The 12,392-nt window shown below is 72.0% G+C and carries 12 protein-coding genes and 1 tRNA gene; 6 read left to right on the top strand and 7 right to left on the bottom strand.

Annotated features, from left to right (window positions below; all coding sequences use genetic code 11):
- Positions 1 to 28 precede the first annotated feature (28 nt).
- From ACFRAL_RS07980 to ACFRAL_RS07995, 4 genes are all read right to left on the bottom strand, one after another.
- A complete protein-coding gene (locus ACFRAL_RS07980; RefSeq protein WP_378881507.1) occupies positions 29 to 2,791 on the bottom strand; it encodes a cation-translocating P-type ATPase in 2,763 nt (920 codons plus the stop codon).
- 73 nt (positions 2,792 to 2,864) lie between these two features.
- On the bottom strand, positions 2,865 to 3,899 hold the full coding sequence (locus ACFRAL_RS07985; RefSeq protein ID WP_336396478.1) for a ribose-phosphate diphosphokinase: 1,035 nt from the start codon (positions 3,897 to 3,899) through the stop codon (positions 2,865 to 2,867).
- On the bottom strand, positions 3,874 to 5,346 hold the full coding sequence (gene glmU, locus ACFRAL_RS07990; RefSeq protein WP_378881511.1) for a bifunctional UDP-N-acetylglucosamine diphosphorylase/glucosamine-1-phosphate N-acetyltransferase GlmU: 1,473 nt from the start codon (positions 5,344 to 5,346) through the stop codon (positions 3,874 to 3,876). Before glmU ends, ACFRAL_RS07985 begins: the two co-directional genes overlap by 26 nt.
- 1 nt (position 5,347) lies before the next feature.
- Positions 5,348 to 5,419: transfer RNA gene (locus tag ACFRAL_RS07995), tRNA-Gln, on the bottom strand.
- 99 nt (positions 5,420 to 5,518) lie between these two features.
- On the opposite strand from ACFRAL_RS07995, the gene ACFRAL_RS08000 reads away from it, so the two are divergent.
- The gene (locus ACFRAL_RS08000; protein ID WP_378881514.1) at positions 5,519 to 6,022 is read left to right on the top strand and encodes a MarR family winged helix-turn-helix transcriptional regulator; all 504 of its coding nucleotides are present in this window, start codon (positions 5,519 to 5,521) and stop codon (positions 6,020 to 6,022) included.
- A gap of 11 nt (positions 6,023 to 6,033) precedes the next feature.
- Here the strand turns inward: ACFRAL_RS08000 and ACFRAL_RS08005 are convergent, their stop codons facing one another.
- Both ACFRAL_RS08005 and ACFRAL_RS08010 read right to left on the bottom strand, forming a co-directional pair.
- Positions 6,034 to 7,833 (bottom strand): ABC-F family ATP-binding cassette domain-containing protein, encoded by a 1,800-nt coding sequence (locus tag ACFRAL_RS08005; protein WP_378881517.1) that lies wholly within the window; start codon positions 7,831 to 7,833, stop codon positions 6,034 to 6,036.
- A 10-nt stretch (positions 7,834 to 7,843) separates the two neighbouring features.
- On the bottom strand, positions 7,844 to 8,128 hold the full coding sequence (locus ACFRAL_RS08010) for a metal-sensitive transcriptional regulator (RefSeq protein WP_378881520.1): 285 nt from the start codon (positions 8,126 to 8,128) through the stop codon (positions 7,844 to 7,846).
- 103 nt (positions 8,129 to 8,231) lie between these two features.
- Here ACFRAL_RS08010 and ACFRAL_RS08015 point away from each other — a divergent pair, with 103 nt between their 5' ends.
- The 5 genes from ACFRAL_RS08015 to ACFRAL_RS08035 are packed head-to-tail and all read left to right on the top strand — an operon-like array spanning position 8,232 to position 10,978.
- Positions 8,232 to 8,417, top strand: a complete 186-nt coding sequence (locus tag ACFRAL_RS08015) for a hypothetical protein (protein ID WP_336396483.1) — start codon at positions 8,232 to 8,234, stop codon at positions 8,415 to 8,417.
- An 11-nt stretch (positions 8,418 to 8,428) separates the two neighbouring features.
- Positions 8,429 to 8,809 carry a thioredoxin gene (gene trxA / locus ACFRAL_RS08020; protein WP_336396484.1) on the top strand — a complete coding sequence of 127 codons (381 nt, stop codon included), beginning with the start codon at positions 8,429 to 8,431 and terminating at the stop codon, positions 8,807 to 8,809.
- Between the two features lie 21 nt (positions 8,810 to 8,830).
- Positions 8,831 to 10,273 carry an MBL fold metallo-hydrolase gene (locus ACFRAL_RS08025; protein ID WP_378881522.1) on the top strand — a complete coding sequence of 481 codons (1,443 nt, stop codon included), beginning with the start codon at positions 8,831 to 8,833 and terminating at the stop codon, positions 10,271 to 10,273.
- A 40-nt stretch (positions 10,274 to 10,313) separates the two neighbouring features.
- Positions 10,314 to 10,556, top strand: a complete 243-nt coding sequence (locus tag ACFRAL_RS08030) for a hypothetical protein (RefSeq protein ID WP_378881524.1) — start codon at positions 10,314 to 10,316, stop codon at positions 10,554 to 10,556.
- Between the two features lie 56 nt (positions 10,557 to 10,612).
- Positions 10,613 to 10,978 carry a rhodanese-like domain-containing protein gene (locus ACFRAL_RS08035; RefSeq protein ID WP_336396487.1) on the top strand — a complete coding sequence of 122 codons (366 nt, stop codon included), beginning with the start codon at positions 10,613 to 10,615 and terminating at the stop codon, positions 10,976 to 10,978.
- Positions 10,979 to 10,985: 7 nt separating this feature from the next.
- Here ACFRAL_RS08035 and ACFRAL_RS08040 read toward each other — a convergent pair whose 3' ends face one another.
- Positions 10,986 to 12,365, bottom strand: coding sequence for a GNAT family N-acetyltransferase (locus ACFRAL_RS08040; RefSeq protein ID WP_378881527.1), 1,380 nt, complete (start codon positions 12,363 to 12,365; stop codon positions 10,986 to 10,988).
- Positions 12,366 to 12,392 lie beyond the last annotated feature (27 nt).

Genomic DNA, 12,392 nt, shown 5'->3' on the forward strand with positions numbered 1-12,392 from the left:
GGCGTCGCGGCGATCCTCGCAACCGGTCCTATGAGGAAGCTTTGAGCGCGGGTGCCGGTGCGGACGCGGGCGGCCGGGCGCGCAGCAGCGCCTTGAGCACCTCGACGGCGACGAAGATCACGACCGAGAGCACGATGGGGAGGATCCACGCCGACGGGTCGAGCGGACGCGAGTCGAACAGCACGTTCATGAACGGCACATACGTGTAGATCAGCTGGAGGACGACGAGAGCAAGCGCCGACCACCACACCGCGCGGTTGCCGCGCAGCACGTCGAGGGTGAAGCTGGAGCGGGTCAGGAGCCGGCAGTTGAAGAGGTAGGCGAGCTGCCCCAGCGCGAGCATGAGCACCGCCTCGGTGCGTGCCACCTCGATGTCGACGCCGGTCGCCACGACGCCGTAGAACACGCCCATCGCCGCCCCGCCGATGAGGAACGACACGGCGAGCACGAAGCCGAGCTCGCGGCGGTCGATGATCGGCCCGCCGGTGGCGCGCGGGGGGCGTCGCATGATCCCGCGCTCGGCGGGCTCGTAGGCCAGCGCGAGCGAGAGGGTGACGGCGGTGACCATGTTGACCCACAGCACCTGCACCGACGTGAGGGGAAGGGCGAGCCCGAAGACGACCGCGACCAGGATGACGAGCGACTGCGCGCCGTTGGTGGGCAGCAGGAACACGATGGACTTGCGCAGGTTGTCGTAGATGCGCCTGCCCTCGGCGACGGCGCTGCGGATCGTGGCGAAGTTGTCGTCGGCGAGCACGAACTCCGCGGCCTCCTTGGTCGCCTCCGTGCCCTTGATCCCCATCGCGATGCCCACGTCCGCCCGCGTCAGGGCGGGGGCGTCGTTCACGCCGTCGCCGGTCATGGCGACCACCTCGCCGTGGGACTGCAGCGCGCGCACGATGCGGATCTTGTGCTCGGGGCTCGTGCGGGCGTAGACGTCGACGTCGCGCACCACCTCCCGCAGCTGCTCCTGGCTGAGCGCCTCGAGTTCGGTGCCGGTGAGAACCTCGGCGTCGGCGCCGGCGAGGCCCATCTCGCGGGCGATCGCCAGGGCGGTGCCGGCGTGGTCGCCGGTGATCATCTTCACGCCGATGCCGGCGGTGTGGCAGTCGGCGATCGCGTCGATCGCCTCCGGGCGCGGCGGATCGACGATCCCCCAGAGCCCGATGAACTCGAGGTCGACGAGGTCGTCCAGCGCGAACTCCTCGGTCGTCGCGCGCACGGGCTTGCGGGCGGCGGCGAGCACGCGCAGCCCGCGGGAGCTCAGCGCGGCGACCTGCTCCTCCCAGTGCGTGCGGTCCAGGGGCTGGGAGCCGTCCTCGCTCCGCTGCGTGAGCGAGCGCTCCAGCAGGCGGTCGGGCGCGCCCTTCACGAGGATCGCGCGCGACACCTCCCCCGCCGCCCCACCCGAGCGCGGGCCCTCGTTGAGCGTCGCCATCAGCTTGTTGGCCGAGTCGAACGGGATGACGGCGACGCGCCTTCCCCCCGCGCCCCCGACACCGCCCTTCATCGCGACGACCTTCAGTGCGCCCTCGGTGGGCTCGCCCACGAGGCTCCATCCGCCGTCGTCGTCGCGCACGATGTGGGCGTCGTTGCAGAGCGTGCCGATCGCCAGGATCGCGGAGAGGTCTCCGGGCAGCCCGTCCCCGGGCAGCCCGGCTCCGCCCGCCGGGGCGATGCGCCCCTCCGGCCGGTAGCCCAGACCGGTCACCTCGTAGTGCGCGAGGGGCGTGACGATGTGCCGGACCGTCATCTCGTTCCTGGTGAGCGTGCCGGTCTTGTCGGAGCAGACGGTGGTCACCGAGCCCAGCGCCTCGACAGCGGGGAGCTTGCGGGTGATGGCGTTGTGGCGGGCCATCTGCTGCACGCCGATCGCCAGCGTGATGGTCACGAGCGCTGGGAGGCCCTCGGGGATCGCCGCGACCGCGAAGCCGATGGCCGCCGAGATGAGCTCGGGGTACGGCATCCCGTGCAGGAAGCGCCCGATCATCATCATCACGGCCGCCATGCCCAGGATCACGAGCGTGAGGATCCGGCCGAACCCGTCGAGCTGGCGTGTGAGCGGCGTGGCGAGCGTCTCGGCCTCTTCGGCGAGGCTCTGGATCCGGCCGAGCTCGGTGGTCGCCCCGGTCGCGGTGACGACGCCCCGGCCCTGGCCGGCGCTCACGATGGTGCCCGAGAACGCCATCGACCGGCGGTCGCCGACGCCGGCATCGGGGTCGACCGGGTCGTCGACCTTCGACGACGGGACCGACTCACCGGTGAGCGCCGCCTCGTCGATCCGCAGCTGGAAGGCCTCGAGCAGCCGGAGGTCGGCGGGGACCTTGTCGCCCGGCATCAGCCGCACCACGTCGCCGGGGACGAGATCGGCCGCCGCCACCGTGACCCACCCGCCGTCGCGGCGGGCGCTGGCCTCGGCCGACAGCATCCCGCGAATCCCCGCGAGCGCCCGCTCGGCGCGCCCCTCCTGGATGTAGCCGATGACGGCGTTGATGATCGCGACGACCATGATGACCCAGAAGTCCAGCCAGTCCCCCATCAGCGCCTTGATGACGGCGGCGCCGAGGAGGATGTAGATCAGGGTGTCGTTGAAGTGCGAGAGGAACCGCAGCACGGCGGGGCGGCGCGCGGGCTCGGGAAGGCGGTTCGGTCCGGCGATCTCGAGGCGTCGGCCGGCGTCGTCGGAGGTCAGCCCCGACGCGTCGGCCTCGAGGTGCGCGAGCACCGCGTCCACGGGGAGCGCCCAGGGTCGCGCGACCGTCAGGCGGGCTTCGGTCAGCGGCTGCGACATCCTCACTCCGTCCTTGCGGTGCCGCCGCCCCGGCCGGGCCCGGGGGTCCGGGCCGCCTCGTCCGGCGTCGGCGTCAGGCGGCCCCGTCGAACATGCTGGTCACGGAGCCGTCCTCGAACACTTCGTGGATCGCCCGTGCGAGCAGCGGCGCGATAGGCAGAATCGTAAGGCTCGGGAAGCGCTTCTCGTCGGGGATCGGCACCGTGTCGGTGACGACGACCTGGTCGATGGCGGGGCTCTGCAGGCGCTGCGCCGCGGGGTCGCTGAAGATCGCGTGGGTCGCGGCGACGATGACCTTGACCGCGCCGTTGGCCTTGAGGGCCTCTGCGGCCTTCACGATGGTGCCGCCGGTGTCGATCATGTCGTCGACGAGGAGGCACACGCGGCCGTCGACGGCGCCGACGATCTCGTTGACGGTGACCTGGTTGGCGACGTTCGGGTCGCGGCGCTTGTGGATGATGGCCAGCGGCGCGCCGAGGCTGTCGGACCACGTGTCGGCGACGCGGACGCGGCCGGTGTCGGGCGAGACCACCGTGAGCCGGTCACGGTCCTCCGCGCTCAGGGTGTTCTCGAAGTACTCCAGCAGCACCGGCTTGGCGAAGAGGTGGTCGACGGGGCCGTCGAAGAAGCCCTGGATCTGCGCCGCGTGCAGGTCGACGCTCATGATGCGATCGGCGCCGGCGGTCTTGAACAGGTCGGCGACCAGGCGGGCGCTGATCGGCTCGCGACCTCTGCCCTTCTTGTCCTGACGCGAGTACGGGAAGTACGGGGCGACGACGGTGATGCGCTTCGCCGACGCGCGCTTGGCGGCGTCGAGCATGATGAGGGTCTCCATCATCCACTCGTTGACCGGGGGCCCGAAGCTCTGGATGAGGAAGAGGTCGCAGCCGCGGATCGACACCTCGAAGCGCGTCAGGATCTCCCCCGACGCGAACGTGCGGTACTCGGTGGGGACGAGCTCGGTGCTCAGCTGCTCGGCGACCTCGCCGGCCAGCTCGGGGTGCGAGCTGCCGCGTGCGACGACGAGGCGCTTCTTGGTCTTCGCGACGAGACCGGGGGCGATGTCGTTCGCCCGGTCGAGTTCAACGGTCTTCTTCTTGCGCGCCATCGTCCGCCTTCTGTGCGCCACGGGCCTTGGCGGCGACGTCCGCCGCACCTGTTCCCGGTCTGTTCTTCTCGACCCACCCCTCGACGTTCCGCTGAGGGGCGACGCTCAGTGCGAGGGCGCCGGCGGGGACATCCTTTCGGATGACCGCCCCGGCTCCGGTCTTCGCGCCGTCTCCGATCCTAACGGGCGCCACGAAGACGTTGTGCGAGCCGGCGTGCACCTCGTCGCCGATCTCGGTGCGGTGCTTGGTGAGGTCGTCGTAGTTGGCCGTGATGGCGCCCGCGCCCAGGTTGACGCCCCTGCCGATCGTCGTGTCGCCGATGTACGACAGGTGGGGCACCTTGCTGCGCTCGCCGATGGTCGAGTTCTTCGTCTCGACGAACGTGCCGATCTTGCCCTTGTCGCCGAGGTACGTGCCCGGACGGAGGTAGGCGAACGGGCCGACCGTCGCCCCGGCGCCGATGACCGCCAGCGTGGCGTCGGTGCGGGTCACGACCGCGTTCTCGCCGACCTCGCAGTCCACGAGGCTGGTGTCGGGGCCGACGGTGGCGCCGGCGGCGATCACCGTCGCGCGCAGGATGTGCGTGTTGGGCAGCACCGTCACGTCGGGCGCGAGCTTCGCCTCGACGTCGATCCAGGTCGTGGCCGGGTCGAGGATCGTCGCGCCCTCCAGCTGCCACCGCCGCACGGTGCGCGCGTTGAGCACGCGGGCGGCCTCGGCCAGCTGCACCCGGTCGTTCACGCCCAGGGCGGCGGCGGCATCCGGCGCGGGCTGGGCCGCCACGGCGAACCCGTCGCCGCGCAGCAGCGCCACGACGTCGGTGAGGTACTTCTCGCCCTGTGCGTTGGCGGTGCCGACGAGCGCGAGCTCGGTGCGCAGCGCCGTCGCCTGGAAGACGTAGACGCCCGCGTTGATCTCGGTGACGGATGCCTCCTCCGCGGTGGCGTCCTTCTGCTCGACGATCCGCGACACGGTGCCGTCGGCGTCGCGGATGACGCGCCCGTAGCCGGTGGCGTCGCCCACCGTGGCGCTCAGGACCGTCGCGGCGACGGCGCGATCGCGGTGCGTGCGCACGAGCGCGGCGAGCGTGTCGGTCTCGAGCAGCGGCACGTCGCCGCTGAGGACAAGCACGTCCCCGGCGAAGTCGGCCAGCGCGTCCAGGGCCACCTCGACCGCGCGGCCGGTGCCGGGGATCTCGTCCTGGTCGACCACCACGACGTCGGGCGCGGCGCCGGCGACGGCCTCCGCCACGAGATCGCGCTCGTGGCGGACGACCACGACCACGCGCTGCGGATGGAGGGAGAGCGCGGTGTCGAGCACGTGCCCGACCAGCGGACGGCCGCCGATGCGGTGCAGCACCTTCGGCAGCGAGGACTTCATGCGCGTGCCCTGCCCGGCGGCGAGCACGATGACGGCCAGGGGGGTGTCACGGGGGGTGTCGGTCATGCTCCGCCGCCAGGACTCGAACCTGGACCTCACAGCTCCAAAGGCTGTCGTGCTGCCACTACACCACGGCGGACCGCCGCTCGCGCGGCCTCGTCAAGTCTGCCAGACCGCCCACCGGTCACTGAGCCTGTCGATGGCGGTACCTGCCGCGGCGCCCCGCGATAATGAAGGCATGACGGCGCAGAGCGACGAGGTGGACCGCATCGTCGAAGCGTGGATCACCCAGCGACCCGACCTCGACTTCTCGCCGCTGGGCGTGCTGTCGCGCGTCGACCGGCTGTCACGTCATCTCGACCGCGCACGCCGCGACGCCTTCCGGCGCAGCGAGCTCGAGCCGTGGGAATGGGACGTTCTGTCGGCCCTGCGCCGCGCCGGCGAGCCGTTCCAGCTCAGCCCGAAGCAGCTGCTGCAGCAGACCCTCGTCTCCAGCGGCACCATGACCAATCGCATCGACCGGCTGGTCGGCCGCCGCCTCGTGCGGCGCGAGGCCGACCCCGACGACGGCCGCAGCGTGCTGGTGACGCTGACCGACGAGGGCAGGATCCGGGTGGATGCCGCGATCACACGGCTCGTCGACGCCGAGGCGCTCCTGCTGGAGAGCCTCTCCCGCCCCGACAGGGACCGCCTGGCCGCGCTGCTGCGAAAGCTGAGCCTCGGGTTCGACAGCGCGGACTGAGCGGACGGCGCTCAGCCGATCTGCTCCGTGAGCTCGAACCAGCGCTCCTCGACGCCGTCCCGCTCCTTCTCGAGCTCGCCGATGCGCGTCATCTCCGCGCCGAGGCCGACGTAGTCCGACTGGTCGTGGTCGGCGAGCGCCGTGCGTGCCGCATCGATCTGCGACTCGAGCTTCTCCAGCCGCCGCTCCAGCGCGGCGACCTCCTTCTGCGCCGCCCGCAGCCCCTGCCCCGACAGCGAGGGGGACGCCGCGGGCGCGGCATCCGTCGCCTTCTCGGTCGCCGGCGACGCCCCGCGCTCCCGCTCGCGCAGCCGCAGGTACTCCTCGACGCCGCCGGGAAGGTGACGCAGGCGACCGCCGAGGATCGCGTACTGCTGGTCGGTGACGCGCTCGAGGAAGTAGCGGTCGTGCGAGACGACCAGGAGCGTCCCCGGCCACGAGTCGAGGAGGTCCTCGATAGCGGCCAGCATGTCGGTGTCGAGGTCGTTCGTGGGCTCGTCGAGGATGAGGACGTTGGGCTGCTCGAGGAGGATGAGCAGCAGCTGCAGCCGCCGCTTCTGCCCGCCGGAGAGGTCCTTCACCGGCGTCGAGAGCTGCGCGTTCAGGAAGCCCATGCGCTCGAGGAGCTGTCCGGGCGTCAGCTCCTGCGCCTTGGATCCACTGCCGAACGTGTAGGTGGTGCGCAGGCCCGCGATGACGACCCGCACGGGATCGTCGAGGTGCTCCTCGAGCTCGTCGAGACGCTGGGTCAGCGTCGCGACCTTGACGGTCTTCCCCCGCTTGACGCGGCCCGTCGTCGGCTGGACGTCGCCGGACACCAGGCCGAGGAGCGTCGACTTGCCGGCGCCGTTGACGCCGAGGATGCCGGTGCGCTCGCCCGGTGCGATGCGCCACTCGACGGGCCGCAGCACCTCACGCCCGGCGTAGGAGACGCCCGCGTCGAGAAGGTCGACGACGTCCTTCCCCAGCCGCGAGACGGCGAGGGAGCGCAGCTCGGTGGCGTCGCGGATCTCGGGGACGTCGGCGATGAGCACGTTCGCGGCGTCGATGCGGAACTTCGGCTTCGACGTGCGCGCGGGCGCACCGCGGCGCAGCCACGCCAGCTCCTTGCGTGCGAGGTTCTGGCGCCGCTGCTCGATGACGGCAGCCTGGCGGTCCCGCTCGACCCGCTGCAGGATGTATGCCGCGTAGCCGCCCTCGAACGGCTCGACGATGCGGTCGTGCACCTCCCAGGTCGTCGTGCACACCTCGTCGAGGAACCACCGGTCGTGCGTCACGACGAGCAGTCCGCCCTGGTTGGCGGGCCAGCGCCGCTTGACGTGGTCGGCGAGCCACGCGATCGCCTCGACGTCGAGGTGGTTCGTCGGCTCGTCGAGGAAGAGCACGTCGTGGTCGCCCACGAGGAGGGCGGCGAGTGAGACGCGCCTCCGCTGGCCGCCGGAGAGCCCGGCGACGGGCCCGTCCCAGGCGAGGTCGCCGAGGAGTCCGGCGATGACGTCGCGCGCGCGTGCGTCGCCGGCCCACTCATGATCCGGCCGGTCGCCGACGACCGCCTGACGCACCGTGAGCGCCTCGTCGAGGACGTCGGCCTGGTCGAGAACCCCGACCCGCACGCCCCCGCGCACGGTGACGCGTCCGCCGTCGGGCTCGAGGCGGCCGGCGAGCATCGCCAGCAGGCTCGACTTGCCGTCGCCGTTGCGTCCGACGACGCCGATGCGGTCGCCCTCGTCGATGCCCAGCGACACGCGATCGAAGACGACCTTGGTCGGGAACTCCAGGTGCAGGGCCTCGGCCCCCAGAAGATGTGCCATCCCTTACAGGCTAGGCGAGGGAGAGGAACAGCTTCTCCAGCTCGTCGGGCTGCGGGCCGTCGGCGTCGGGGTCCGACAGACACCCCTTCAGCGCTGTCGAGATGACGAGGAAGCCCGCCCGGTCGATGGCTTTGGAGACGGCCGAGAGCTGCTGGACGACGTCGCGGCAGTGCGCGTCGCCCTCCACCGCCGCGATGACGGCGGCGAGCTGGCCGTGCGCCCGTCGCAGCCGGTTGGCGATCTTGCGCTGAGCCTCGGGGTCGTAGGCCGAGATGGCCCCAGTGGCGTCCGTCATGGCGGGTCCTTCCGATCGGATTTGACATCGATAATACCCCGTGGGGTATAGTTGGAGATACCCCCCAGGGTATTCATCCAATCAACGGAAGCGAGTGGGATCCATGTGCCGAGCAACGACATGCCGCATCTGCGGGAAGACGACGTGGGCCGGATGCGGACAGCATGTGCAGTCCGTGAAGCGGACCGTGCCGGCGTCGCAGTGGTGCGACGGCAACCACACCGCAGCACAGCGCGACGCCGCCACCGCGACGAGCGGCGGATTCTTCGCACGCCTCTTCAGCCGATAGGACCGGACCCCATGACCACGACAGCACTCACCGCCGCCGACTTCGAGACCACCGTGACCGGCGAGGGCATCGTCCTCGTCGACTTCTGGGCCGCGTGGTGCGGCCCCTGCCGGGCGTTCGCGCCGGTGTTCGAGCAGGCCGCCGCCCGGCACCCCGACATCGTGTTCGCGAAGGTCGACACCGAGGCCGAGCAGCAGCTCGCCGCGGCGATGCGGATCACCTCCATCCCCACCCTGATGGTCTTCCGCGACGGCATCCTCGTCTTCTCGCAGCCGGGCGCCCTCGCCGCGCCTCAGCTCGAGCAGCTCGTCGCGGGCGCCCGCGCCCTCGACATGGACGACGTCCGGCGACAGATCGCCGCACACGAAGCCCGCGGCGCGGACGCCGCCTGAGCCAGACGACGGAGACGCGACATGCTGCTCGAGCACATCTACGACGAGGACCTCGCGCAGGCGAGCTACGTGATCGGATGCCAGGCCCAGGGCGTGGCGATCGTCGTCGACCCGCGCCGCGACGTCGAGGTCTATCTCGAGATCGCCCGCAAGAACGGGATGAAGATCACCGCGGTGACCGAGACCCACATCCACGCGGACTACCTGTCCGGCACGCGCGAGCTCGCCGCCAGGACCGGCGCGACGATGCACGTCTCCGACGAGGGCGGGCCCGACTGGACGTACGGCAGCGGGTTCGCCGGCGCGGTGAGGATGAAGGACGGTCACGAGATCCGGATCGGCAACATCACCGTCACGGCGGTGCACACCCCGGGCCACACCCCCGAGCACCTGTCATTCCTCGTCACCGACGGCGCCTATGCCGACGCCCCCGGTTTCATGCTCACCGGCGACTTCGTGTTCGTCGGCGACATCGGGCGTCCCGATCTGCTGGACGAAGCGGCGGGCGGCGTCGACACGCGCTTTTCCGGAGCCCGGGACCTCTTCGCGAGTCTGCGCGACAAGTTCCTCACACTGCCCGACTACGTGCAGGTGCTCCCCGCGCACGGCTCGGGAAGCGCGTGCGGCAAGGCGCTCGGCGCGGTGCCGACGTCGACCGTGGGCTACGAGCGCGCCTTCGCGTGGTGGAGCCGCTATCTCCGCGACGACGACGAGCAGGGCTTCGTCGACGAGCTGCTCAGCGGCCAGCCCGACGCCCACGCGTACTTCGCACGGATGAAGGCGCAGAACAAGAGCGGCCCCGCCGTCCTCGGGCCCCGGCCCCCGCTGGTCGAATACGCACCCGACCGCCTGCGGGCGGCGCTGTCCGCCGATGAGGTGATCTTCGTCGACACCCGCCACCACCGCCAGGTGCACAAGGGGACGGTCGCCCGTTCGCTCAACATCCCGGGTGCGGCGAAGGCCGCCACCTACGGCGCGTGGGTGTACGACCCCGAGCGCGAGAGCCGTCCGCTGGTCGTCCTGGCGGAGGACCGCGAACGCGCCGACGAGCTGCGCGATCATCTGGTCCGCGTCGGGATCGAGGCGGTCGCCGGCTTCGCGACGTCTCTCGCGGGCCTCGACCTCGTCACGCCCGCCACGGTGGCGCCGGACGCCCTCGGCGAATTCCCGCACTCGCTCCTGCTGGACGTGCGCAACAGGACGGAGTACGCGGCGGGGCACCTGCCCGGCGCGCAGCAGCTCAGCGGCGGGCGCGCCCTGTGGGAGCGGGCCCGGCTCGCGGGGTCAGGCACGATCGTCACGTACTGCCAGAGCGGCGTGCGCAACAGCGTCACGGCCAGCGCCCTGCGCCGCGGCGGGTTCGACGTCGTCGAGCTCGACGGGTCGTACCTCGGCTGGCTGGCCGTCCCGGGCAATGTGCCGGTGACCGACGAGACCGCGTCCGACACCACGCTCGCGGCATAGCGCGCCCTGCGCGCAGCCCGCCACCACCCGGAGATCCGCCATGGACCCCAGTCGCCTCGTCGCAGGGCTGCTGCTCGCAGTGGTCGTCGGCGTCGTGCTCGGCCTCCTCGGCGGCGGCGGCTCGACCGGTACCGCCGTCGCCGGATCCTTCGTCGGCAGCGCCCTCGCCGGACGACTCCCCGAGCGCGCGCTGCGGACGGGCTTCGGCGTCTTCGTCCTCGCCATGGGTGCATTCGTGCTCTCCCAGGAGCTTCCCCGGCTGCTGGCGCTCGCGCCCGGCTGACGGCAGGACCCACCCCTTCCCCCTCCCCCATTCCCCCGCATCACAAGGAGAACACCATGTCCCGCATCCCCGCGATCATCCTGGGCGCCGCGGCGCTCGCGCTGACCCTCACCGGCTGCGCCGGCGCCGCCGCGTCGCCCGTCGACGTCAGCGATGAGGCGATCATCATCGACGTGCGCACGGCGCAGGAGTACGCGGCAGGCCACCTCGACGGAGCGGAGAATCTCGACGTCACCTCGGGAGAGCTGTCCGCGGCCCTCGCGACGCTCGAGCAGGATGCGGAGTACCTCGTCTACTGCCGGTCGGGCAACCGCTCCGCCCAGGCCGTCCGGCTCATGCAGGACGCCGGGTTCACCGATGTGACCGACCTCGGCTCACTCGACCAGGCCGCGCAGTCGACGCAGCTCCCCGTCGTGGGCTGACCGGCGATCAGTACCAGAAGCTGAGGCGCGGCGTCGTGTGCCAGGACAGCAGGCGCGTCGCCGCGGCGATCGGCCCGGTGCCGTCGGGGCCCTCGTGCGAGGCATCCGTCACACGCACCCGGCCGGCCGCGGCGAGCGTCGCGAGCGAGACCCCGCCGAGGTAGGTCGCCGACAGCTCGGCGATGCCCAGCTCGACCACCGGCGCGTCCGGCTCCTCGTCGTCCGCGAGGCGCCGGACGCGGCCCGCGCCGGCCTCGTCCACCTCGAGCAGACAGCGCCCGCCGGCGAGGTCCAGCGGATCGGAGACGTCGAGCACGACACGCCCCGCGGCACCGTACCGGCGCGCCTCCAGCGCGGCGACCACATCGATGATCCGCACGTACTGGTGGTCGCGCACCGTCACCTTCGCAGCGCGCTGGTCGGCGATCATCCACAGCAGCGGCTCGTCCGCCGAAAGCTCCGCCGCGTGCACCTCGGCCACCAGGTCGAGCTCGAGCAGGAACCGCCACAGCGCGGCGTAGGCGGCATCCGTCTCGGCCAGCAGGTAGCGGACCTCTACGGTCGCCTTCGTGAAGTCGTCGTGGTTCTCGCGCACCGTGTACACCGCGGCGCCGCGGACCTCGCCGTCGGCATCGGCGTACTGCACCGCGCGCCTGTCGCCGGCCTTCTCGGCGGTGGGGTTCGTACCGGCGAAGCCGTCCCAGTGACCTCCGGGCACGTCGATCTCGCCCGCGGTCCGCCGGCGGACGCGCTCGTGCAGCATCGGCAGCAGCTCGCGCACCCGCTCGCGGCTGATGAAATCGATGCGCCCGTCGGGCCGAGGACCCACCCACCCCGCGCGCCTGGTCTCGATGCGCCACGAGGCCCCCGCCGCCGCCGGCCCGAAGCCATAGCGTCCGTACAGGGTCGACTCGCTCACGGTGAGCATCGCCATGGGCACGCCGGCGTCCCGGGCTGCGCGCAGCTCGCCCTCGAGCATCGCGCGCGCCACGCCGCGCCGGCGGTGCGTCGGCGCCACCGTGACGGCGGAGATCGCGCACGACGGGACGACGCCGCCACCGGGCACCGTGAGCTCGCCGATCCACGACGCGATGGTCGCCACCGGGGTCTCGGGCGCCGGTCCCGCGCCGTCGAAGACGCCGGTGAGCCTGCGGTATCCGCTGCGCTCGCGCGCAGCGGCGATCTGCTCGTCGCTGCGCTCGCCGTCCTGGAAGCCGCGCGCGACCGACTGCAGCCAGGGCGCGTACCCGTCGCCGTCGACGGCGACGCGGCGATAGTCCAGACCGGTGCGGGCGAGGCTCTCGCGGGACCGGGCGTCGACGTCGCCGGCGCGGAAGGCCGCGCGGTCGGACTCGCCGGCAGGGGCGTTGGCGTCGGGCTCGTTCATGGATCCTCCGTGTCTGCCGCGGGGCGC

It is taken from the genome of Microbacterium sp. NPDC056736 (genome assembly GCF_042790415.1).
Taxonomy (GTDB): domain Bacteria; phylum Actinomycetota; class Actinomycetes; order Actinomycetales; family Microbacteriaceae; genus Microbacterium.

Excerpts from the sequence above, each read along its gene's own strand:
- ACFRAL_RS07980 (WP_378881507.1), bottom strand. The coding sequence starts at position 2,791 with ATGTCGCAGCCGCTGACCGAAGCCCGCCTGACGGTCGCGCGACCCTGG.
- ACFRAL_RS07985 (WP_336396478.1), bottom strand. The coding sequence starts at position 3,899 with ATGGCGCGCAAGAAGAAGACCGTTGAACTCGACCGGGCGAACGACATC.
- glmU (WP_378881511.1), bottom strand. The coding sequence starts at position 5,346 with ATGACCGACACCCCCCGTGACACCCCCCTGGCCGTCATCGTGCTCGCC.
- ACFRAL_RS08000 (WP_378881514.1), top strand. The coding sequence starts at position 5,519 with ATGACGGCGCAGAGCGACGAGGTGGACCGCATCGTCGAAGCGTGGATC.
- ACFRAL_RS08005 (WP_378881517.1), bottom strand. The coding sequence starts at position 7,833 with ATGGCACATCTTCTGGGGGCCGAGGCCCTGCACCTGGAGTTCCCGACC.
- ACFRAL_RS08010 (WP_378881520.1), bottom strand. The coding sequence starts at position 8,128 with ATGACGGACGCCACTGGGGCCATCTCGGCCTACGACCCCGAGGCTCAG.
- ACFRAL_RS08015 (WP_336396483.1), top strand. The coding sequence starts at position 8,232 with ATGTGCCGAGCAACGACATGCCGCATCTGCGGGAAGACGACGTGGGCC.
- trxA (WP_336396484.1), top strand. The coding sequence starts at position 8,429 with ATGACCACGACAGCACTCACCGCCGCCGACTTCGAGACCACCGTGACC.
- ACFRAL_RS08025 (WP_378881522.1), top strand. The coding sequence starts at position 8,831 with ATGCTGCTCGAGCACATCTACGACGAGGACCTCGCGCAGGCGAGCTAC.
- ACFRAL_RS08030 (WP_378881524.1), top strand. The coding sequence starts at position 10,314 with ATGGACCCCAGTCGCCTCGTCGCAGGGCTGCTGCTCGCAGTGGTCGTC.
- ACFRAL_RS08035 (WP_336396487.1), top strand. The coding sequence starts at position 10,613 with ATGTCCCGCATCCCCGCGATCATCCTGGGCGCCGCGGCGCTCGCGCTG.
- ACFRAL_RS08040 (WP_378881527.1), bottom strand. The coding sequence starts at position 12,365 with ATGAACGAGCCCGACGCCAACGCCCCTGCCGGCGAGTCCGACCGCGCG.